This window comes from Streptomyces sp. NPDC039480, assembly GCF_055597165.1.
This window is the reverse complement of sequence record NZ_JBVITX010000016.1, coordinates 152,461-174,722: the sequence shown is the minus strand read 5'-3', so window position 1 is coordinate 174,722 and position 22,262 is coordinate 152,461. Positions and strand designations below refer to the sequence as shown.

The 22,262-nt window shown below is 71.3% G+C and carries 18 protein-coding genes; 10 read left to right on the top strand and 8 right to left on the bottom strand.

Going from position 1 to position 22,262, the window contains the following annotated elements; genetic code table 11:
• Positions 1 to 170: 170 nt before the first annotated feature.
• Entirely contained in the window at positions 171 to 434 is a 264-nt protein-coding gene (locus tag ACZ56E_RS37050; RefSeq protein WP_016642094.1) for a WhiB family transcriptional regulator, read from the bottom strand.
• Positions 435 to 1,086: 652 nt separating this feature from the next.
• On the opposite strand from ACZ56E_RS37050, the gene ACZ56E_RS37045 reads away from it, so the two are divergent.
• The 3 genes from ACZ56E_RS37045 to ACZ56E_RS37035 are packed head-to-tail and all read left to right on the top strand — an operon-like array spanning position 1,087 to position 3,915.
• Entirely contained in the window at positions 1,087 to 1,602 is a 516-nt protein-coding gene (locus ACZ56E_RS37045) for a cysteine dioxygenase (protein ID WP_471221215.1), read from the top strand.
• Between the two features lie 34 nt (positions 1,603 to 1,636).
• On the top strand, positions 1,637 to 2,593 hold the full coding sequence (cofD, locus tag ACZ56E_RS37040) for a 2-phospho-L-lactate transferase (protein ID WP_471221213.1): 957 nt from the start codon (positions 1,637 to 1,639) through the stop codon (positions 2,591 to 2,593).
• Positions 2,590 to 3,915: a coenzyme F420-0:L-glutamate ligase gene (locus ACZ56E_RS37035; RefSeq protein WP_471221211.1), complete on the top strand. Its 1,326-nt coding sequence runs from the start codon at positions 2,590 to 2,592 to the stop codon at positions 3,913 to 3,915. The genes cofD and ACZ56E_RS37035 overlap by 4 nt, the downstream gene beginning before the upstream one ends.
• A 302-nt stretch (positions 3,916 to 4,217) precedes the next feature.
• Here the strand turns inward: ACZ56E_RS37035 and ACZ56E_RS37030 are convergent, their stop codons facing one another.
• From ACZ56E_RS37030 to ACZ56E_RS37020, 3 genes are all read right to left on the bottom strand, one after another.
• A complete protein-coding gene (locus ACZ56E_RS37030; protein ID WP_471221209.1) occupies positions 4,218 to 5,222 on the bottom strand; it encodes a DNA-3-methyladenine glycosylase family protein in 1,005 nt (334 codons plus the stop codon).
• A gap of 47 nt (positions 5,223 to 5,269) precedes the next feature.
• A complete protein-coding gene (gene manB, locus ACZ56E_RS37025; RefSeq protein WP_468613266.1) occupies positions 5,270 to 6,352 on the bottom strand; it encodes a mannose-1-phosphate guanylyltransferase in 1,083 nt (360 codons plus the stop codon).
• Positions 6,353 to 6,456: 104 nt separating this feature from the next.
• Positions 6,457 to 7,845, bottom strand: coding sequence for a peptidoglycan recognition protein family protein (locus ACZ56E_RS37020; protein WP_471221206.1), 1,389 nt, complete (start codon positions 7,843 to 7,845; stop codon positions 6,457 to 6,459).
• Positions 7,846 to 7,983: 138 nt separating this feature from the next.
• On the opposite strand from ACZ56E_RS37020, the gene ACZ56E_RS37015 reads away from it, so the two are divergent.
• The 4 genes from ACZ56E_RS37015 (at position 7,984) to ACZ56E_RS37000 (ending at position 14,219) form a co-directional block, all read left to right on the top strand.
• Positions 7,984 to 8,733, top strand: a complete 750-nt coding sequence (locus tag ACZ56E_RS37015; protein WP_471221205.1) for a TIGR03089 family protein — start codon at positions 7,984 to 7,986, stop codon at positions 8,731 to 8,733.
• A 470-nt stretch (positions 8,734 to 9,203) separates the two neighbouring features.
• Positions 9,204 to 10,487, top strand: a complete 1,284-nt coding sequence (locus ACZ56E_RS37010; protein ID WP_471221203.1) for an LCP family protein — start codon at positions 9,204 to 9,206, stop codon at positions 10,485 to 10,487.
• A 226-nt stretch (positions 10,488 to 10,713) separates the two neighbouring features.
• Complete coding sequence (locus tag ACZ56E_RS37005; RefSeq protein ID WP_471221202.1) at positions 10,714 to 12,471, top strand: LCP family protein; 1,758 nt, start codon at positions 10,714 to 10,716, stop codon at positions 12,469 to 12,471.
• 86 nt (positions 12,472 to 12,557) lie between these two features.
• Positions 12,558 to 14,219 (top strand): LCP family protein, encoded by a 1,662-nt coding sequence (locus ACZ56E_RS37000; RefSeq protein WP_471221200.1) that lies wholly within the window; start codon positions 12,558 to 12,560, stop codon positions 14,217 to 14,219.
• 78 nt (positions 14,220 to 14,297) lie between these two features.
• Here the strand turns inward: ACZ56E_RS37000 and ACZ56E_RS36995 are convergent, their stop codons facing one another.
• Complete coding sequence (locus tag ACZ56E_RS36995) at positions 14,298 to 15,335, bottom strand: glycosyltransferase family 2 protein (RefSeq protein ID WP_468326806.1); 1,038 nt, start codon at positions 15,333 to 15,335, stop codon at positions 14,298 to 14,300.
• A gap of 148 nt (positions 15,336 to 15,483) precedes the next feature.
• Here ACZ56E_RS36995 and ACZ56E_RS36990 point away from each other — a divergent pair, with 148 nt between their 5' ends.
• A complete protein-coding gene (locus tag ACZ56E_RS36990; RefSeq protein WP_471221197.1) occupies positions 15,484 to 16,962 on the top strand; it encodes an LCP family protein in 1,479 nt (492 codons plus the stop codon).
• A gap of 60 nt (positions 16,963 to 17,022) precedes the next feature.
• Here the strand turns inward: ACZ56E_RS36990 and ACZ56E_RS36985 are convergent, their stop codons facing one another.
• Complete coding sequence (locus tag ACZ56E_RS36985) at positions 17,023 to 17,604, bottom strand: acyl-CoA thioesterase (RefSeq protein WP_468613256.1); 582 nt, start codon at positions 17,602 to 17,604, stop codon at positions 17,023 to 17,025.
• Between the two features lie 129 nt (positions 17,605 to 17,733).
• Here ACZ56E_RS36985 and ACZ56E_RS36980 point away from each other — a divergent pair, with 129 nt between their 5' ends.
• Entirely contained in the window at positions 17,734 to 19,086 is a 1,353-nt protein-coding gene (locus tag ACZ56E_RS36980) for an LCP family protein (protein WP_471221195.1), read from the top strand.
• Between the two features lie 105 nt (positions 19,087 to 19,191).
• On the top strand, positions 19,192 to 20,373 hold the full coding sequence (locus tag ACZ56E_RS36975; protein ID WP_471221193.1) for a dipeptidase: 1,182 nt from the start codon (positions 19,192 to 19,194) through the stop codon (positions 20,371 to 20,373).
• Positions 20,374 to 20,400: 27 nt separating this feature from the next.
• Here the strand turns inward: ACZ56E_RS36975 and ACZ56E_RS36970 are convergent, their stop codons facing one another.
• Positions 20,401 to 20,796, bottom strand: coding sequence for a VOC family protein (locus tag ACZ56E_RS36970; RefSeq protein WP_398303665.1), 396 nt, complete (start codon positions 20,794 to 20,796; stop codon positions 20,401 to 20,403).
• Between the two features lie 84 nt (positions 20,797 to 20,880).
• Positions 20,881 to 22,224 (bottom strand): UDP-glucose dehydrogenase family protein, encoded by a 1,344-nt coding sequence (locus ACZ56E_RS36965; protein ID WP_471221191.1) that lies wholly within the window; start codon positions 22,222 to 22,224, stop codon positions 20,881 to 20,883.
• Positions 22,225 to 22,262 lie beyond the last annotated feature (38 nt).

Sequence of the window (22,262 nt, the reverse complement as noted above, 5' to 3'; positions counted from 1 at the left end):
CGCGCCCTGCTGGGGCGCCGGGTCGTCTCGGACGGGGCCCCACACTAACGGCTGGCACCGGAACGGCCCGCCGCCTGTGGATAACCCACGGGTGACGGGCCGTTCGTCGCGCATTGTTTGAGGGAGATGTGTGGCGAATCGATCGTCGGCACGCGGTGTGGGCGCGCCGCTCAGACCGCGGCCTTCTTCAGTCGGCGGCGTTCTCGCTCCGACAAGCCGCCCCAGATGCCGAAACGTTCGTCGTTCGCAAGTGCGTACTCAAGGCATTCCGAGCGGACTTCGCAGGCGAGGCAGACCTTCTTGGCCTCACGCGTGGAGCCGCCCTTCTCGGGGAAGAAGGACTCGGGGTCGGTCTGGGCGCACAGTGCGCGCTCCTGCCAGCCGAGTTCTTCGTCCGCGTCCTCGACCAGCAGTTCCTGAACCAGCTCGGTCATGTGCGCCCCTCGTCTGTCTGTGCGTCCCCGTGGTGCGGCCGTCACCGGTTTCGGATGAACGACACGAGTGAAATTACAAGTGCGCCGATCCGGGCCAGTCAAGCCGAGATCTGCTATTGGGCCCCTTATTCACTCTGCGGAACCAAGGGTATGCGGAAAGTGTTCAAATCGGCCTAAACCATGACACCCTCGATGACCCGTCCGGCGCCCCGCCAACGAGTTCCCCCGAAATTCGATCTCAGTCGGATCTCGCTCGGGTCACATCAAGGAGGACGTCGATGTTTGAGTGCCGGTTGCTGCGCCATGTGTCCGGACGGTCGGCTGCACAAACCTTTCGCCTGACAGAACAACCGGATGAGGTGAAACATAGCCCACATAGTGGACACCGAGTTGACAGCTACAGGTGTGAGCGGCTGTTCTGGTGGGCATGCTCGCGAACCTGGCTTTTTCGATGACCCGCACCTGCGGTTCCATCGGTGCTGCCCACGCGCGCTGTCGCTGTTCCTGCTCCAGCTGTTGAGCCCATCCAGCTGTTGAGCCGCACGTCCCTTTGTATGCCGCGCCTCGTTTGCAGGCCGTACCCGGCCTGTCCGCAGAGCCACACTCTCCCTCGCGACACCCCAGCACTCTTACGTTGAGGAACCACCGCACCATGAACAGCGACAGCGACCTCCAGATCGCCGGCGACATCCTCGAAGTCCCGCACCTCCTGCAGCCCGCCCGCGAGCATCCCGCCACCGTGGCCGAGTTCGTCGGCCTCGCCCGCACCATCGCCGCCGACCGCTCCCAGTGGGCCCACCTCGTCCAGTACGACGCCACCAGCCGCTGGTACCACCGCCTGCGCACCGGGCCGGGGTACGAGGTGTGGCTGCTCTCCTGGGTGCCGGGACAGGGCAGCGGCCTGCACGACCACGGGCGCTCCTCCGGCGTGCTCACCCTCCTCGAGGGTGAGCTGACCGAGCACACGGAGCGGGGCACCCGGGCGCTCGGCGCGGGCGCACAGCGCGTCTTCGCCCCCGGGTACGCCCACGAGGTCGTCAACGACTCCCTGGAACCGGCCGTCAGCCTGCACATCTACTACCCCGGCCTCACCGAGATGCCGATGCACGCGGCCCGGTGCGCCGCCGCCGTCGCGGACGGCGTCGCGGAGGATGTCGTAACCGCCTGACGCGGTGTCGGACCCGCCTGACATGCTGGGGGCCATGCGCATTGTGGTTCTGGCCGGCGGCATCGGCGGCGCCCGATTCCTCCGCGGGCTCAAGAAGGCCGCGCCCGACGCGGACATCACGGTCATCGGCAACACCGGTGACGACATTCACCTGTTCGGGCTGAAGGTCTGCCCCGACCTCGACACCGTGATGTACACGCTCGGCGGCGGCATCAACGAAGAGCAGGGCTGGGGGCGTACGGACGAGACGTTCAAGGTCAAGGAAGAGCTCGCGGCGTACGGGGTCGGACCCGAGTGGTTCGGCCTCGGCGACCGGGACTTCGCCACGCACATCGTGCGGACGCAGATGCTGGGCGCGGGATATCCGCTCAGCGCCGTCACCGAGGCGCTGTGCGAGCGGTGGCAGCCCGGCGTGCGGCTCATCCCCATGTCGGACGACCGCATCGAGACGCACGTCGCCGTCACGATCGACGGCGAGCAGAAGGCCGTGCACTTCCAGGAGTACTGGGTCCGGCTGCGCGCCTCCGTGGACGCGCACGCCGTGGTGCCCGTCGGCGCCGAGCAGGCCAAGCCCGCGCCCGGCGTCCTCGCGGCCATCGCCGAGGCCGACGTCGTGCTCTTCCCGCCGTCCAACCCCGTCGTCAGCGTCGGGACCATCCTCGCCGTGCCGGGGATCCGCGAGGCCATCGCCGACGCGGGCGTGCCGGTCGTCGGCCTCTCCCCCATCGTCGGCGACTCCCCCGTGCGGGGCATGGCCGACAAGGTGCTGGCCGCCGTCGGCGTGGAGACCAGCGCCGCCGCCGTCGCCGAGCACTACGGCAGCGGACTGCTCGACGGATGGCTCGTCGACACCGTCGACGCGGGAGTGGTGGACCGGGTGGAGAGCGCCGGCATCCGGTGCCGGGCCGTCCCGCTGATGATGAGCGACATCGACGCCGCCGCGCAGATGGCCCGCGAGGCCCTCGCCCTCGCTTCGGAGGTACGCGCGTGACCTCACCGTCGTACAGGGTCTGGGCCGTCCCCGGACTGCCCGAGGTGCGGGAGGGCGACGACCTCGCCAAGCTCATCGCGGCCGCCGAGCCGGCGCTCGCCGACGGGGACGTCGTCCTGGTCACCTCGAAGATCGTCAGCAAGGCGGAGGGGCGGCTCGTCGAGGCGGCCGATCGTGAGGCGGCCATCGACGAGGAGACCGTGCGGGTCGTGGCGCGGCGCGGACCCCTGCGCATCGTCGAGAACCGGCAGGGGCTCGTGATGGCCGCGGCCGGTGTCGACGCGTCGAACACCCCGGCCGGGACCGTGCTGCTGCTGCCGACCGACCCCGACGCCTCGGCCCGTGCCGTACGGGAAGGGCTGCGGGGCGCGCTGGGTGTGGACGTCGGCGTCATCGTCACCGACACCTTCGGGCGGCCCTGGCGGGCCGGGCTCACCGACGTCGCCATCGGGGCCGCGGGAGTGCGGGTCCTCGACGACCTGCGGGGCGGTGAGGACGCGTACGGCAATCCGCTGAGCGCGACCGTCGTCGCCACGGCCGATGAGCTCGCCGCCGCGGGAGACCTCGTCAAGGGCAAGGCGGCCGGGCTGCCTGTCGCCGTGGTGCGTGGGCTGCCCCACGTGGTGGGCGGCTCGGTGGAAGGTTCCGCGGAGGGCTCCGCGGACGACGGGGCGCGGGCGCTGGTGCGGGCCGCGCGGGACGACATGTTCCGGCTCGGGACGTCCGAGGCGGTGCGGGAGGCGGTGACGCAGCGGCGGACCGTCCGGGAGTTCACGGACGAGGAGGTCGACCCCGGTGCCGTGCGGCGGGCCGTCGCCGCGGCGGTCACCGCGCCGGCGCCGCACCACACGACGCCCTGGCGGTTCGTCCTCCTGGAGTCCGCCGCGTCGCGCGTCGAGTTGCTCGACGCGATGCGGGACGCGTGGATCGCGGATCTGCGGCGGGACGGCAAGTCGGAGGAGTCCATCGCGAAGCGGGTCCGGCGCGGGGATGTGCTGCGCAGGGCGCCCTATCTGGTGGTGCCGTGCCTGGTGATGGACGGCTCCCATACGTACGGGGACGCTCGGCGGGATGCCGCCGAGCGCGAGATGTTCGTGGTCGCGGCGGGGGCAGGGGTGCAGAACTTCCTGGTCGCGCTGGCCGGGGAGCGGCTCGGGTCGGCGTGGGTTTCGTCGACGATGTTCTGCCGGGATGTCGTACGGGAGGTTCTGGGGCTGCCGGAGTCCTGGGATCCGATGGGGGCGGTGGCTGTGGGGCGGCCTGCTGGGGAGCCGGGGGCTCGGGGGCGGCGCGAGGTGGACGACTTCGTCGTCGTCCGGTAGCGCCCAGCCCGGGGCGGGGGTCTTTTTGCGCAGTTCCCCGCGCCCCTGGGATCCGTTCCTCCGGCACGATTGCCGGTGCGGGTCGTGGGTTGTTTGCGCAGTTCCCCGCGCCCCTGAAGTCGTTTCCCCCGCGGTGCGATTTCGGGTGCGGACCGTGGGTTTTTTGCGCAGTTCCCCGCGCCCCTGAACCCCTGGCCCTCGGCCTCCCGTCCTGATCCCCGGCGCTGAGCCCCCCTGAGCCCTCGGCTCTGAGCCGCCGGCCTGAGGCCCCGAGCCTGAAGTGGTCCCTTCGGCGGAGGGGGTTACCACGTGGCGATGTTTGTTTTGCGCATTCGGGGGGCTCTGCGGGGTGGGGTGTGGCCGCTGAGGCAGAGGAGGCGGGTGGCTCGGTGGCGTTGGCCTGCGTAGGGGGTGAGGAGCTCGAGCATCTCGGGGTCGGTCGCGTCGCGGTTGTTCGCCAGGGCGTGGCCGACGATGCCCGGCAGGTGGACGTCGCCGACCGTCACCGCGTCGGCGGCACCGTGGCTGCGCTGGACCGTTTCCGCCGAGGTCCAGGGGCCGATGCCCGGGATCAGTTCCAGGCGGGCCTGGGCCTGGGGCGGCTCCATGGACGACGCCTCTTCCAGCCGGGCCGCGCGGGACACCGCGCGCAGAATCGTGGAGGCCCGCTTGTTGTCCACGCCCGCCGCGTGCCACTCCCAGGAGGGGATCAGGGCCCAGGTGCGCGGCTCCGGCATCACGTGCATGCGGGCCTGCACTGGGGTGGGACCCGGCGCAGGCTCACCGTACTTGCGGACCAGGAGCCGCCAGGCGCGGTAGGCCTCGTCCGTCGTGATCTTCTGTTCCAGGATCGACGGGATCAGGGACTCCAGGACCAGCCCTGTACGGATCAGCCGGAGGCCGGGCCGCCGGTGGACCGTCGCGGCGATCAGACGGTGGCGCGGGACGAACAGGCCGGGGTCGTCCGACGCGCCCAGCATCGCGGGCAGTCGGTCGAGGAGCCAGGCCGCGCCCGGCCCCCACGCCTCCGCCTCCACGGAGCCTGCGCGCAGGGCGACCCGGAGGGTGCCGGCGCCCTCCGGGGTGCGGCTGGCGCGCCAGACCGAGCCGTCGGGGGTCGTACGGAAGGTGGGGTCCGCCGGGCCGCGGCGCAGGGGGCCGAGGGTGAGGCCCAGGTCCAGGGGGTAGGGCGGCCGCCAGGTGCGGGTGTGCGTGGCCGTCGAAGGGCGCGGGACGCCCGCGGAGATCGCCGTTTCGCCGCCGCGCACGGTGGTGCGGGTGGGGCGCGGGGCGAAACGGGATGACATCTGTACGAGGGTAGGGGACGGCGGGCAGCAGCCGCCCCGGAGTCGTCCTACTGGTCCGAGGAGAAGCGGACCGCGCCCGCCGGAAGTGTGGCCTCGCACCAGACGCGTACGCCCGCACGCAGTTCGTTGTCGGCGCCGACCGTCGCTCCGTCGCCGATCACCGTTCCCGAGAGCACCGAGCGGGCGCCGATCCGCGCGCCCGCGCCGATCAGGGAGTCCGTGACGACCGCGCCGGGTTCGACGACGGCGCCGGCGAGGATCGTGCTGCCGGAGATCCGGGCGCCCTCGCCGACGCGCGCGTTCTCGCCGACCACCGTGCCGCCGGTGAGCTTCGCGTCGGGGGCGACGGTCGCGGTGGGCAGGACCAGGCGGTCGCCGCAGCGGCCGGGGACCGCCGGGGAGGGCGCGCGGCCGAGGACCAGGTCCGCGGAGCCGCGTACGAACGCCTGGGGCGTCCCCAGGTCCAGCCAGTACGTCGAGTCGACCATGCCCTGGAGATGGGCGCCGGAGGCGAGGAGGCCGGGGAAGGTCTCGCGTTCGACGGAGACGGGGCGTCCGGCGGGGATCGTGTCGATGACCGAGCGCCGGAAGACGTACGCGCCCGCGTTGATCTGGTCGGTGACGATCTCCTCGGGGGTCTGCGGCTTCTCCAGGAAGGCGGTGACCCTGCCGGACGGGTCGGTCGGGACCAGGCCGTAGGCGCGCGGGTCGTCGACCTTCGTGAGGTGCAGGGAGACGTCGGCGCCCGAGCTCTCGTGCGTGGCGACGAGGGCGCGGATGTCCAGGCCCGTGAGGATGTCGCCGTTGAAGATGAGGACCGGGTCGTCGGGGCCCGAGTGCAGGCGCGCGGCCACGTTGCGGATGGCGCCGCCGGTGCCGAGGGGCTCAGTCTCCGTGACGTACTCGATGTGGAGGCCGAGCGCCGAGCCGTCCCCGAAGTACGGCTCGAAGACCTCGGCGAGGTAGGAGGTGGCGAGGACGATGTGCTCCACGCCCGCCGCGCGGGCGCGTGCCAGCTGGTGGGTGAGGAACGGGACGCCCGCCGCCGGGACCATCGGCTTGGGCGTGTGCACCGTGAGGGGCCGCAGCCGGGTTCCCTTGCCGCCGACCAGGAGGATCGCTTCTGTCACCTGTCGTCTCTGCTTCCTGCTGGGGCCGGCCGAACTTGAGTTTCGGCCGGCCAGTGTATGCAGACGGATGTGCAGATCGTGCAGTTCGCGCGGTGCCTCGGAGCTCAGCGGCCCTGGAGTCGGGCCGAGGTGGTGCGGGTCGTGCCGAGCTTCTGGTAAAGCCGCTTACCGGGGCACTCGGTGCGGAACCCGTCCCGATGCCCGGAGATCACACGGAGCCGGACTTTCCTGCCTTTCTTGTAAAGATTGCCCCCGCCCGACTTCAGGTATGTGGTGCCGCGCGGATTGGCGCCGTACAGGCCGAGCTTCCACGCGGTCAGCCGGCCGACGGCTTTCACGGCCGCCTTCGGCGGGTTGACGGTGCTGTACGAACCGATGACGGCGATGCCCGTGCTGTTGCTGTTGAATCCGAGAGTGTGGGCCCCGAGGACCGGCTTGGCCACACCTCCGGCACGTCCTTCGTAGATGTTTCCGCACTTGTCGACCGCGAAGTTGTAGCCGAGGTCACGCCAGCCGCCGCTCTTGACGTGGTAGCGGTAGATGCTCCGCAGCACGGATCCGGCCTGTGAGCAGCGGTAGTGGTTGCCGGAGGCGCTGTGGTGCACGAAGGCGACCTTCACGGTCTTCGTGTACGCGAAGTTCTTCTCGCGGAGTTTCTCGTTGGCGCCCCAGCCCTTGCGCGTGATGATGCGCGGGCGCGGGCCGACGTACGGGCGTGCCTTGCCGGCGGCCTCGGGGCCGCCGCGGGAGGCGATCAGGTCCTCCTCTGTCTGCCGCTTCGTCAGTTCGGGGATGGCGGTGGCGTCGAGGGGTGCGAGGTCCGCGTTCACGGCGGCGGCCGCGGCGCTCTCGGCGGACAGCGCGCCGGTCCGCGGCGCGTCGAGGATCTGGGTGGCGCCCTGCGTCGGGGGCTCGTCGCCCGGGTCGACGAGTTCGAGGCGCAGCCCTTCGGGGAGCAGGCCGTTTTCGGAGGGGACTGTTGCGGCGCGGTCCGCGGGTGAGTGGCGTTCCGCCCGTACGCGGATCTCGACGCCGTCCGAGGCGCCGACCCACAGGGGCGCGGTCGAGCCGCGGACCGCGCCGGAGCCGCGTTCGGGGGTGCCGGGGTCGGCGGCGTGTTCGTGGTTGTGTGTCTCGACGCTCTGCCAGCCGGACCAGGTGGTGGTGCCGACCGCGCGGGTACGGACCTGCACGGTGCCGTCCAGGTCCACGTCGGGGTCGTTCCAGACGACGCCCACCAGGGAGAAGGGGCGGACGTCGCGCCGGGCAAGGCCCTGCTCGTGCGCCTCGGTCGGGCCGAGGGAGCGGTCGGAGGCGAGCGGGGCGAGGGGGAGGGACTGGGTGCTGCCGGGGATCGCCTCCGCGGCGGGCCCGGCGGCCGACGGTACGCCGGGCGACGTCGCGGCTCTGGCGCCGGACGCCGGCAGGGTCAGGGGCAGGGTGAGGGCGGCCGCGCACGTGACGCCGATCGAGGAAGCTAGAAGTCCACGCATACAGCTGATCGTTGACATAACGGCACATATCTGTCCATTGGGAAACTGACGGGCCGTCGGCCCGGAGCGGGTGATCCGGCGCTCGTGCTCCCCCGCCACGCCGGGGGGGCGCGCGGACGCCCGCGTACGCTTGCGCCCGTGAACGCCAACGACCGCACCCCTGCCGACCTGCTGCGATCCGCGCTCGCCTCGGACCCGGGCCGCCCCCTAGTCACCTTCTACGACGACGCCACCGGTGAACGCGTGGAATTGTCCGTGGCCACCTTCGCCAATTGGGTGGCCAAGACCGCCAATCTGCTCCAGGGCGACCTCTCCGCCGAGCCCGGCGACCGGGTCGTCCTGCTGCTGCCCGCGCACTGGCAGACGGCCGTGTGGCTGCTCGCCTGTTCGTCGGTGGGCGTGGTCGCGGACGTGGGCGGTGATCCGGCGTCGGCCGATGTCGTCGTCAGCGGGCCCGACTCGCTCGACGCCGCGCGTGCCTGCTCCGGGGAGCGGGTGGCGCTCGCGCTGCGGCCGCTCGGCGGGCGCTTTCCGCAGGCGCCGGCCGGGTTCGCCGATTACGCGGTCGAGGTACCGGGGCAGGGGGACCAATTCGCTCCGTACGCGCCGGTCGACCCGGACGAGGTCGCCCTCGCGGTGGGCGGGGTCGAGCTGACGGGGGCGGAACTGGTGGAGCGGGCGCGCGCCGAGGCGGGGGCCCTCGGGGTGGGGCCCGGGGCGCGTGTTCTTTCGGGGCTGCCGTACGACTCGTGGGAGGGGCTGGTCGCGGGGCTGTACGGGGCGTTGGCTGTGGGTGGGTCTGTGGTGCTGTGCCGGCACTTTGACGCTTCGGAGGAAGGGGTGCGGAAGAGGGTGGCGGATGAGCGGGTGACTGTCACCTTGCGGTGACTGGCCGGGGGCCTTGGGGGGTTGTTTCGGGTGCGGGGGCGTGGTGGCTGGTCGCGCAGTTCCCCGCGCCCCTGAGATCGTTCCCCCGTTCGTCGTCCCCTGCGGGCCGGTCCGCCGGGCAGTCGCGCCCACGCGGCGCAGCCGCACATGCCACAGGTCCGCGCCGCCCCCGGACCGGCGCGCCCGGCACACCACCTGCCGTAGGGCCCCTCTTTCGGGTGCGGGCTCGTCGTGGCTGGTCGCGCAGTTCCCCGCGCCCCTGAATGGTCCCCCCCGTTCGTCGTCCCCCGCAGGCCGGTCGCGTCCACGCGGCGGAGCCGCACGTGTCACCAGCCCCGCCCCCTCCGCCCCCGATAAATCCCCCGTTCGGCGCACGGGTGGCCCGGGTCCGGAGGCCCGGTGTCGGTTGGGGGGGCATGGTCGTCGGTACGGGCCATGCACCGACGCAGCCATGAGGGGTGGACGCTCACGTGACCGAGAATGCCGGGGAGCCTTCTGGAGGGGGCGGGGAGACGGCGGCGTACGGGCCGGGGGTGGGGGCCAGTGCGAGTGGGGTGGGGGTTGCTCGGCGCCGGCATCGTTGGCTGCGCTACACCGCGCTCGGCGCCGCCGTCGTCGTGCTCGGTGCGGGCGGCGTGGGCTGGGTGGCGTACGAGAAGCTGAACGGCAACATCACCAAGGACACGGACGCGGCCGCCGAGCTGGCCCGCTTCGAGAAGGAGCGCCCGACCGCCCTGGTGCGGGGCGCCCAGAACATCCTGCTCCTCGGCTCCGACACCCGCGCGGGACCGGACAACAGCAAGTACGGCAGGGACCCCGGCACCCAGCGCTCGGACACCACGATCCTGCTGCACCTGGCGGCCGACCGGCGGAGCGCGACCGCCGTGTCCATCCCGCGCGACCTGATGGTGGAGATCCCCGGCTGCCGGGGAACGGACGGCTCCCGGGCCGAACCCCGCTTCGCCCAGTTCAACTGGGCGTTCCAGCTCGGCGGGACGGCCTGCACCATCCGTACCGTCGAGAAGCTCACCAAGGTCCGCGTCGACCACCACATGGTCGTGGACTTCGCCGGGTTCAAGGACATGGTCGACGCGGTCGACGGCGTACAGGTCTGCCTGCGGGCGCCGATCGACGACAGCGACGCACACGTGAAGCTCGCCCCGGGGCTGCGGACACTCAACGGCGAACAGGCACTGGGTTACGTACGCGCCCGCAAGAGTCTCGGCAATGGCAGCGACACCGAGCGGATGGACCGCCAGCAGGAGTTCCTCGCCGCGCTCGTCAACAAGGTGCAGAGCAATGACGTCCTGCTGAATCCGACGAAGCTCTATCCCGTTCTCGACGCGGCGACTTCTTCGCTGACGACCGACCCCGCGCTGGCGAGTCTGCGGGGTTTGTACGAACTGGTGCGCGGGATGCGCAATATCCCCACAGAACGGGTGCAGTTCCTCACCGTCCCCCGGCAGTCGTACACGTACGACGCCAACCGTGACGAGCTCGTCGAGCCCGCCGCGGAACAGCTCTTCACGCGGCTGCGCACCGACACCCCGGTGGAGGTGACCCCCCACCAGCCCGTCGGGCAGGCGCAGGAGGAGCCTGCCGGGGAGGAGCCCTCTGGAGAAGAGGGGTACGAGGATGAGTATGGCGACTCCGGTGAGTCGTGGAGCGACGAGAAGCCGGACGACCCCTCGCATACGCCGTCCCCCGCGCCGACATTCCGGGGCAACACGGCCGCACGCGCCACCTGTGAGTAAAACGATCCCCAAGGGAAGACGGCGCGCCACTAAGAAATAGGGCGGATTGCCCAGTTGTAGGGGAGTGGAATTTGTCACCGGCGTCGCTCGGCGCTGAACTGGGCGGATAGTGTGAGCGATCCGGTGCGCCGGGCCCTCTCGGCCGCGCATCGCTGGAACGACTGACCGAGCGCCTTCTTGAGGGGGGAAAGGCGCCGCGTGGCCCCGACGGAGGACGCAGAAAACCGTGGACGCGCAAGGCCGTGGGCGGGCAGAGAACATCGACCCCGCAGACCAGTGGGTGCTCAACCCGGACACCGGCGATTACGAACTGCGACTGAGCCCTTCCGCAGGGCAGTCGGCGGTCCCGAAACCCCGTGCTTCGTCACCCCGCGAGGGCGGCCGCGGCCGCTCGGCGCCGGGGCGTGAGCGCCCCCGTCAGGGTGAGCGCGACGAGCGCCGGGAGGTGCCGGGGCAGCGCAGACGGCGCGTCAAGGAGCCGGAGCCGGGGAGCGGCGGCCGGCGCAAGCAGAATCCGCGCAAGTCCAAGGGCAAGAAGACCACCAAGGGCAAGAAGGTGCTGGTCTGGACGGGCGGCACGCTGGCCTTCCTGCTCGTCGCGGGCTGCACCGGCGGCTACCTCTACTACCAGCACCTCAACGACAACATCACGTCGATAGACGATGACGGCGCGGGCACCGGCGGCTTCAGCAAGGACCGGGCCATCAACATCCTGGTGATGGGCACCGACAAACGCAGCGGCAGCGGCAACAAGGGGTACGGCGACGAGGGCAGTGCCGGGCACGCCGACACGACGATCCTGCTGCACGTCTCCAAGGACCGGACGAACGCGACCGCGCTGAGCATCCCGCGCGACATGATCGTCGACATCCCGGACTGCCCGACGCGGCAGGAGGACGGCAGCACGAAGAACATCGCCGGCACGCCGAACGCCCGCTTCAACGAAAGCCTCGGCCAGAACGACCGCACGCCCAGCTGCACCATGCGTACCGTCAAGGCGATCACCGGCATCACGCCCGACCACTTCATGGTGGCCGACTTCAACGCGGTGAAGACGCTCTCCAGCGCCGTCGGCGGCGTCGAGGTCTGTCTGGCCAAGGACATCGACGACCCCAAGTCGCATCTGAAGCTGGCCAAGGGCAAGCACACGATCGAGGGCGAGGACGCGCTCGCGTTCGTCCGCACGCGCCACTCCGTGGGCAACGGCGGCGACTTGAGCCGCATCGAGCTGCAGCAGCAGTTCCTCAGCTCGCTGATGCGCAAGCTCAAGTCGAGCGACACCCTCTCCAACCCGAAGAAGATGTTCAGCCTCGCGGAGGCGGGCACCGAGGCCCTCACCGTCGACTCCAAGATCGCCGACATCATGAAGCTCAAGAATCTCGGCATGGAGCTCGGCAAGCTCGACATGAAGAACCTGAGTTTCACCACGGTGCCGGTCATCGACAACCCCGCGGAGAAGGTGCACACCACGGTCGTGCCCGCCCCGGGCAAAGCCGAGCAGCTCTTCGCGATGATGCGCGCCGACGAGTCGCTGACCGCGGTGAAGAAGAAGCAGAAGAAGGAGAAGGCCGCGGTGGCCGCCCGTCTCAAGGGCCCCAAGGCCGACGCCGCCGACGTGCGGGTCGACATCTACAACGGCAGCGGCAAGACCGGCGCCGCTCAGACAACTCTCACGTGGCTGCAGAACACTGAGGGCGTGCTCAAGTCCAGCCAGCTGGGGAACGCGCCCTCGGTCATCAAGAAGACGACGCTCGAGTACGCGCCGGACCAGGCCGACCAGGCCCGTCGGCTCGCCGACATCATGGGTCTTTCGGGCGGCGCCCTGAAGCCGGGCAAGAGCGAGAAGAACGCACAGGGTCTCCCGACCATGAAGCTGACACTCGGTGGCGACTTCAAGGGCGCGGGGGTGCCCATTGATGCACCGACGAAGGCGCCGAAGGACCTGAAGAAGGTCGAAGCGGACAAGACTGTGTGTGCCGAGTGACCTGAAGCGGTTGTTCTACGTCTAACAATGCGCCAAGGCGCCGTGGAACGGCCGCAGTTCAGGAACGGGGCGGGGAGGGGCTGGGGATGAGGCAGGACAGCGTGCGTAAGGAGGGGGCGCGACGGCGTGCCCCGCGCGCGAGTGATCGCGGTCGGAGCGGCCGTGCGCGCGACGGCGCGGCGGGCTCCGGGAAGCCCGCGGAGGGCGGCGACCCGCCGGAGGGCAACGGCAGGCACCGGCGCGGCACGAGCGTCGCCGAGCGGCCGCCGCGCCGCAAGCGCGGCATACTGCGCTGGTCGGCGACGGTCCTGTCCGTGCTGATACTCGGCACGGCCGGCGCCGGATACCTCTACTACCAGTACCTGAACGGCAACATCGAGACGGACGACCTGAACCTCGGCGAGCACCGGGCGCCCGAGCCCACGCCCAACGCCGCCGGGCAGACGCCCCTGAACATCCTGCTCATCGGGTCGGACGCACGGGACTCCAAGGCGAACCAGAAGCTCGGCGGCGCCAAGGACACCTTCGGCTCGCCGCCGCTCGCGGACGTGCAGATGCTGCTCCACCTCTCGGCCGACCGCAGCAACATGTCCGTGGTCAGCATGCCGCGCGACACCCTGCTCCAGATCCCCAAGTGCACGGACCCCGACGGCAAGGTCTATCCCGAGACCGGGCCGCGGTTCATGACGAACGAGTCCCTGGGCCGCGGCGGCCCCGGCTGCACGGTCGCCACCTGGGAGAAGCTCACCAACATCCACATCAACCACTTCATGATGGTCGACTTCGCGGGTGTGGTCTCCATGGCGGACGCCATCGGCGGCGTGCCGGTCTGCGTGGACAAGAACATCCACTCGCGCACCAGCGGGGGCAAGGGCTCGGGCCTGAAGCTGAAGAAGGGCACCACGGAGATCCAGGGCGAGCAGGCCCTGCAGTGGCTGCGCACCCGCTACGGCTTCGAGGGCGGCACCGACATCAGCCGCGCCAAGGCCCAGCACATGTACATGAACGCGCTGGTCCGCAAGCTCCGCGAGAACACCGGCCTGACCAGCCCGAACCAGCTGCGCAAGCTCGCCGACAAGGCGACGAGGGCGCTGAAGGTCGACGACGGCCTCGGCACCATCAAGAAGCTGTACGACCTCGGCAACGAGCTCAAGAAGGTCCCGCCGTCGCGCACGACGATGACGACCATGCCGTTCGAGTACGTCGGGGCACGCGTCATCCCCAAGCCCGGCGACGCCGAGCAGCTGTTCCGTCTCGTACGCGACGACATCCCGCTGGACGGCAAGGGCAAGAAGAAGCCGGCCAAGGAGAAGGCGTCGGACGACCCGGCGGCCGCGGACGACGAGATCGCGGTGCAGGTCCAGAACGGCACGCGCAGCGACGTCGAGCCGCCGGTCAGCGGCCGGGCGAACACCGTGGCGCAGCTCCTCGTCGGCAAGGGCTTCACGAAGGCGACACCGGACTCCGCGACGGCGCTCGCCGAGGAGAAGACGGTCGTCCGCTACCCCAGCAAGGAGCTGGAGGGCGATGCCCAGCGGGTCGCCAAGTCGCTCGGTCTGCCACTGAGCGCGGCGAAGAAGTCGACGGACGTCTCCGGGGTGACGCTGGTCGTCGGCGCCGACTGGCGCGAGGGCGACGCCCCGCCCAAGGCGAAGAAGAAGGACGACACGACGCCGGACTCGGCGGACGCGCTCAGCGGGTCCGACAAGAAGGCGTGCATGAAGGTGGACCCGGCCTTCACCTGGTAGCCGCCCGCGAGCAGCCGTAAGGACGCGAAGAGGGCCCCGGCTCGATGCCGGGGCCCTCTTCCTTTACGTGTACGCGTCTCAGGCCTGCTGGGTCTCGCCGAGCACGGCCGGGCGGCGGGAGGCGATGACCTTCTTCGCCAGCGAGCGCGGGCTGGTGAGGAAGCCCCAGCCCCACGACATGTGCATGGTCGCGAGCGCCACCGGGATCCGCAGGCGCGCCTTCAGCGGCAGGCCCTTGCCCGCGGGGACGGAGCCGGCGACTATCGCCGCGAGGTAGCCGCCGGGGACGACGAAGCCCCACGGAGTGAGGGCCGCGCCCACGACGACGCCCGCCGCGATCGCGCAGACCGCGGTCGGCGGCGCGAGGTAGCGGAGGTTGATGGAGCCCTCGTGGTAGCGGGCGACGACGTGGCGCCAGCGGCCGTAGTCCTTGTACTGCTTGGCGAGGGCCTTGACGCTCGGGCGGGGGCGGTACGAGACCTTCAGCTCGGGCGAGAACCAGATCAGGCCGCCGGCCTCGCGGATACGGAAGTTCAGCTCCCAGTCCTGGGCGCGGATGAACTCTTCGTTGTACCCGCCCTGCTGCTCCAGGGCCTCGCGCCGGAAGACACCGAGGTAGACGGTCTCGGCCTGCTGGGCCTCGCCGCCGGTGTGGAAGGCGGCGTTGCCCACGCCGATCTTCGACGTCATGGCGGCGGCGACCGCGTGCTCCCAGTCGTTCTGCCCCTCGGCGTGCATGATGCCGCCGACGTTCATCGCGCCGGTCTCCGCGAGGAGGCGGACGGCCGTGGTGATGTACCCCGGCGAGAGCGCGGCGTGGCCGTCGACGCGTACCACGATCGGGTGGCGGGAGGCCTTGATCGCGGCGTTGAGCGCCGCCGGCGTGCGCCCCGTGGGGTTGGGGACCGTGTGCACCCGGGGATCCTCCGCGACGAGCTCCGCGGCGATCTCGTCCGTGCGGTCGGTGGAGGGGCCGAGCGCGACGACGACCTCCATCTCGCCCGCGTACTCCTGCTGCAGGATCGCGTGCACGGCCTCGCGCAGGTGCCGCTCCTCGTTGAGGACCGGCATGATCACGGATACGGCTGGAGGCTGCGCCTCGGACTTCGCGTTCATCACGCGTCACGTTACCGCGAATGGGGGACACGGGTGCGCGCCGTCCGGGTCGCTACCCCGGGCCGCATTTCGTATGGGCTTACGTTTCTCGGGTCACCGGCTCGTCCCCGCCCGCGCCACGGCCCGTCACGCGGAGGTGCTCCCCAACGTGCCCACACCGCCCCGCTCCCCCACTCCCCGACCGCGCCGCCCCAGCCCTCCGGCCAGAAGGCCCGTCCAGAGGCGCGCGGGGCGGGGGAAGCGGCCGCGCTGGGTGATGCGGGTGGTGACGGGCCTGTCCGTGGCGGTCCTTGTCGCGGCCGGTATCGGGCACTCGGTGGTCACGAGCCTCGACACGGGCATCCGGCGCGTGGACGCCTTCCGGGACATGAAGAACAGGCCCGCGCAGGGCAACGGCATGAACGTGCTGCTCGTCGGCACCGACGGCCGCGACAAGATCACGCCCGAGGAGAAGGAGAAGTACCGCCTCGGCGGCTCCCCCTGCCACTGCACGGACACGATCATGATCGTGCACATCTCGGAGGACCGGAACCGCGCCAGCGTCGTCAGCTTGCCCCGGGACAGCTACGCCGACCTGCCCGCGCACACCGACCTGACCACCCGCAAGAACCACCGCGCGCACCCCAACAAGCTCAACGCGGCCTACGCGGAGGGCGGCCCGAACCTCACGGTGCGCACCGTCGAGCACATGACGAAGGTCAAGATCGACCACTATCTGGAGGTCGACTTCCTCAGCTTCATGAAGACCGTGGACGTGCTCGGCGGCGTGGAGATCTGCACGACGCGGCCGCTGAAGGACTCGCACACCGGGCTCAGCCTGGGCGAGGGCACCCACCTCATGAACGGCGGCGAGGCGCTCCAGTACGTCCGTTCTCGGTACGTCGACGGGGCGTCCGACCTGGGCCGCATGCAGCGCCAGCAGCGTTTCCTCGCGGCGCTGATCGCGAAGGCGACGAGCGGCGGTGTCCTGCTGAACCCGGTCAAGTTCGGCGATGTGACGCGGACGCTGCTCGGCTCGGTGCGGGCGGACGGCGGCTTCGGCACGGACGAGATGCTGGACCTCGGGCGGGCGATGCGGGGCTTCTCGCCGTCGTCGTCGGAGTTCACGACCGTGCCGCTGGCCGCCCAGGGGCAGGTCGTGCCGGGCATCGGCGCGACGCTGAAGTGGCACCCGGAGAAGTCCGCGCGGCTGTTCCAGGCGCTGCGCGAGGACCGGCCGCTCGCGCCCCACCGGGTCCGGGCCAAGGGCACGCTGGTCGATGTCGCCCCGCAGCAGATCCGGGTCCAGGTGGACAACGGCACCGGGGCGCCGGGGCTCGGGCAGCAGGTCGACGCGGGGCTGCGGGCGACCGGCTTCCGGACCACGGGGGTGCCGGGGAACGTGCCGGGCGCCCCGGCGAAGCCCGTCGAGCGGACCGTCGTCGCGTTCGACCCGCGGTGGGACCGGTCGGCGAAGACGCTGGCCACGGCCCTGCCGGGGTGCGAGATGCGGCAGGTGCCCGGGCAGGGCGCGACGTTGAAGGTGGTCGCGGGCAAGGACTTCAAGGCGGTGCGGCCGGTTCGGGCCGAGGACGTCCACGAGGGCGAGTTCGGGGCGGTCACCGGGGATCAGGTGGTCTGCCCCTGACCGGCGGGCGCTCCCGGCACGGCCGTCCGGCGCCCCGGTCGCTCAGTCGCTCCGGTCGCCTCAGTCGTCGAAGCCCTCGGCGGCCCGTGCCTCCCGCAGCTCCTTGATCGCCCGGCGGCGGGCCAGGCGGTGGGTGCGGCGGATCTGGGCCTCCTGGTAGCGGCGGCGGTCGCGGTCCGTCTCGGGGACGACCGGCGGGACCGTGCGGGGCTTGCCGTCCGCGTCGACCGCCGCGAAGACCAGATAGGCCGAGCCGACCTGCTGGGCGGGCGTCGACTCGTTCCAGCGCTCGGCGAGGACCCGGACGCCGACCTCCATGGAACTGCGTCCGGTCCAGTTGACCTGGGCTTTCACATGAACCAGATCGCCCACACGGACCGGCTCCAGGAAGACCATCTCGTCCATCGAGGCGGTGACAGCGGGCCCGCCCGAGTGGCGTCCGGCGACGGCTCCCGCCGCGTCGTCCACCAGCTTCATGATCACGCCGCCGTGCACCGTGCCGAGGAGGTTGGTGTCGCTGTGGGTCATGATGTGGCTGAGCGTGGTGCGGGACGCCGAGGTCGGCTTGCCCGGAATCGCCCCGGGGGTCCGGTCGTTTTCCCCCGAAATGGACGCTGCCGAACGGGGAGCCTGGTCTGTCATGCCCTCCACCCTATGTCGGACGTATGTCCGACCTCTCCCCGGTCGCTTTGCATCAGCTCTGCAACAGCCCTGCCTCGAATTCCCGACCGCCCTGTAAGGCGCGGGCCCCCGCGCGGCACACTGGGCCACATGAGCGATTGGCCTGACGATCAGGGTGGCGGCCGGGGATACGGCCGCGGCAGCGGGAACTCCCAGCCCGAGGGAGCCCGCGCGATGCGGCACGTCCAGCGCGGCCGGCCCTCCCGTCCGGCCGGGCCACCCCCCGGCGGGGTGCCGCAGCAGCCCGCGTACGACGACGGGTACGGCGACCGGCAGTACGGCGACGGGCAGCCGTACGGCGACGCCCGCGACGAGGTCTTCGAGCCGCGCACCCCGCGCCGGGACCCGTACGGCCAGGGCCCCGACAACGCGTACGACAGCGGCTACAACACCGGCCAGGTCTACGGCCAGCCCAGCGGGGGCGGCGGTGGCACCGGACACCCGCCGCGCGCCGCGCGCCCCGCGCCGAACTGGCGCAAGCGCATCAAGTGGGGCTCGATCACGCTTGTCAGCGTGCTGGTCGTGACCTCCGTCGCCACGTACTTCTGGGCCGACTCCAAGCTGAAGCGCGAGGTCGACCTCTCCAAGGTCATCGAGCGGCCCGAGGGCGGCGCGGGCACGAACTACCTGATCGTGGGCTCCGACAGCCGCGAGGGCATGTCCGACGAGGAGAAGAAGGAGCTCCACACGGGCTCCGCCGAGGGCAAGCGCACCGACTCGATGATGATCCTGCACGTCGCGGACGACGGCGGGAACACGATGATCTCGCTGCCCCGCGACTCGAACGTCACGATCCCCTCCTTCAAGGGCGCCGAGTCCGGCAAGCTCTACCCGAACCAGGGCCGCCAGACGAAGCTTAACGCCGCGTACGCGGAGGACGGCCCCGAACTCCTCGTACGGACCGTGGAATACAACACCGGCCTGCGGATCGACCACTACGCCGAGATCGGCTTCGGCGGCTTCGCCAAGATCGTGGACGCGGTCGGCGGCGTCGAGATGGACATCCCCAAGGGCTTCAAGGACAAGAAGTCCGGCGCCGACTTCGAGGCCGGCAAGCAGACGCTCGACGGCCAGCAGGCCCTCGCCTTCGTCCGCACGCGGTACGCGCTGCCCGGCAGCGACCTGGACCGCACGAAGAACCAGCAGAAGTTCCTCGCGGCCCTCGCCAACCAGGCCGCGACGCCCGGCACGGTCATGAACCCGTTCAAGCTCTACCCGACGATGGGCGCGGGCCTGGACACCCTGATCGTCGACAAGGACATGGGCCTGTTCGACGTGGCCTCCATGTTCTGGGCGATGAAGGGCGTGACCGGCGGCGACGGCAAGTCGATGAACATCCCGATCGCCGGCATGGCGGGCGGCAACGTCCTCTGGGACAAGGCCAAGGTCAAGCAGCTCGTCGAGCAGCTGAACAACGACGAGAAGGTCACGGTCTCCGGGTAACCGGGACCGGCGGGTACTCCGAACGCTCCGTCCGCCGCGAAGCCGTGGCCGCTCCGTGCCACGGTTTATTCGAACTGCCACCCGCCGACGTCCGGAGCACCCGCCATGGCAGACCTGCAGGAGGAACTGAACACCACCGCCGAGGCGGGGGCGCTCGACCCGCCCCTCGCCCCGCCCGATCCCGAGCCCGGTGCTGTGCCCGGCCCTGTGCTCGACCCCGGCCTCGGTGCCGACCCCGAACCGCAGCAGGAGCCCGAGCCGGCCCGGTCCACCGACCCGGCCGAGCGGGCCCGCGCGCTGCTCGCCGCGCATCCGGTCGCCGACGGCTACAGCGGCCTGCCCTGGGCTCTGCGCCAGCTCGCCTGGTACGACTTCGAGACCGGCGACAGCGTCCTGGAGAGCGATGTCCCGCGGCTGCGCGGGGGCCGCGTCGGCGCGCAGTTCTGGTCCGTGCACGTGCCCGAGGGGCAGGCCGCCGACAGCGCGGACCGCACCATCGGCGCCACGCTCGACCAGATCGACCTCGTGAAGCAGGTCGTCGCCGCCCACCCCGAGGCCCTGCGGATGGCCCACAACGCCTCGGAGGCCGCCGACGCGCGCAACTGCGGCCGCATCGCCACCCTCATCGGCCCGGCCTGCGGCACCGCGCTCGGCGACTCCCTCGGCACCCTGCGCATGCTGCACAGCCTCGGCCTGAGCGTGGTGACCCTCTCCGGCACGGCGTGGGCGGGCACGGGCGGCCTCACCCCGTTCGGCGAGGAGGTCGTCCGGGAGATGAACCGGCTCGGCGTCCTCGCGGACCTGTCCGGCGCGGCCGAGGTGACGGCGCGGCGGGTGCTCGCCGTCTCGAAGGCCCCGGTGGTCTTCATGCGCTCGGGGGCCCGCGCCCTGAACGACCACCCGGCCAACCTCACGGACGAGATGCTGGCCGCGGTGGGCGCCGCCAAGGGCCTGTGCCTCGTGCCGCTGACCGCCGAGCGGACCGGCCCCTCGGTGCGGGACGTGGCGGACCACCTCGATCACGTACGCCGGGTCGCGGGGCCTGAGTGCGTCGGCATCTCCGGGACATACGACACCTACGAGGCGCACCCGCAAGGGCTCCCCGACCCTTCGGGCTATCCGCGACTGATCGCCGAGCTCATCGAACGCGGCTGGGACGAGACCGAGTTGGCACTGCTCACCTGGGGCAACGTGCAACGCGCCCTGCGCGGCGCGGACTTCACGGCGCGGGCCGCCAGGCAGCGGAGGCCCGCGTCGACGGCGACGAAGGACAGCCTGGACGGCTGACCCGCCGGCCCAGGGTCCGGACGAGGGTCAGGGGATCTTGCAGAGGCAGAACGGGTGGCCGACCGGGTCCGCGTAGACGCGGAAGTCGCGCTTGCCGCCGTCGTCGTCCAGGTCGAGGGGGCGCGCGCCGAGCGCGAGCACCCTCTCCTGGGCGGCGTCGAGCTCCTCGACGGTGCGGCCCGCGTCCAGGTCCAGGTGGACCTGCTGCGCGTTCACGTCGGCGCGCGGCCACTCCGGCGGGTGCAGGTCCTCGACCTTCTGGAACGACACCTTGACGCGACCGGGCGTCACGAGGTCGACCCAGTCGCCGTCCTGCTCGATGGTGCCGCCGATGAGCTCGGCGTAGAACTCGGCGAGGGCGCGGGGATCGGGGCAGTCAAAGACGACGTTGCGCAGTCGGGCGATGGGTTCCGTCGTGTCCATCTCGTCTCCTCGTGTCTCTCGTGCTTCCCCGGGTGCACATCGGCACCGGGACTGGACGAGTGCCCACTCACCCCATCATCACCCCTACGCCGCGGGACGTCCCATCGCGCGGTACGTCCAGCCTGCGGCGCGCCACGCCACGGGGTCCAGCGCGTTGCGGCCGTCCAGGACGATGGGGGCGGTCGCCACGGAGGCGAGCTCCGCCGGGTCCAGCTCGCGGAACTCGCGCCACTCCGTCAGGTGCAGGACGACGTCGGCGCCCCGGACGGCGCCCAGTGCCGTGTCCGCGTACCCGAGGGTCGGGAAGAGCCTGCGGGCGTTCACCATGCCCTTGGGGTCGTAGACGGTGACCTGGCCGCCCTGGAGGTGGATCTGTCCCGCCACGTTCAGGGCCGGGGAGTCGCGCACGTCGTCCGAGTCAGGCTTGAAGGTGGCGCCGAGGACCGCGACCCGCTTGCCGAGGAAGGAGCCGCCGCCCAGCGCCTCGCGCGCCATCTCGACCATCTGGCCGCGCCGCCGCATGTTGATGGAGTCGATCTCGCGCAGGAAGGTCAGGGCCTGGTCGGCGCCGAGCTCGCCCGCGCGCGCCATGAAGGCCCGGATGTCCTTCGGCAGACAGCCGCCGCCGAAGCCGATCCCGGCCCGCAGGAACTTCTTGCCGATCCGGTCGTCGTGGCCGAGGGCCTCCGCCAGCTTCACGACGTCGCCGCCCGCCGCCTCGCACACCTCGGCCATGGCGTTGATGAAGGAGATCTTCGTGGCGAGGAAGGAGTTCGCCGAGGTCTTCACGAGCTCGGCCGTCGGGAAGTCCGTGACGACGAAGGGCGAGCCCTCCGCGATCGGCGTCGCGTACACCTCGCGCAGCAGCTTCTCGGCGCGCTCGCTGCGCACGCCGACCACGATCCGGTCGGGGTGCAGCGTGTCCTGCACGGCGAAGCCCTCCCGCAGGAACTCCGGGTTCCAGGCCAGCTCGACCTCGTCGCCCGCCGGGGCCAGCTCCGCGAGGCGCGCCGCGAGCCGGTCCGCGCTGCCGACCGGGACGGTGGACTTGCCGACGACGAGCGCCGCCCTGGTGAGGTGCTTGGCGAGCGACTCGAAGGCGGTGTCCACATAGGACATGTCGCAGGCGTACTCGCCGTGCTTCTGCGGGGTGTTCACGCAGATGAAGTGGATGTCACCGAAGTCCGCGGCCTCCGCCGGGTCCATCGTGAAGCGCAGCCGGCCGCTGGAGCCCTCGATGCCCGCGACGTGCTTGCGGAGGAGCTCTTCGAGGCCGGGCTCGTACATGGGGACCTCGCCCCGCTGCAGCATCTCGACCTTCTCGGGCACGACGTCGAGCCCCAGCACCTCATAGCCCAGCTCGGCCATGGCCGCGGCGTGCGTGGCGCCGAGATAGCCGGTGCCGATCACGGTGATCTTGAGGGCCATGCGCTGCTCCAGGGGTCTGCGGCTTCAGTGCGCTGACG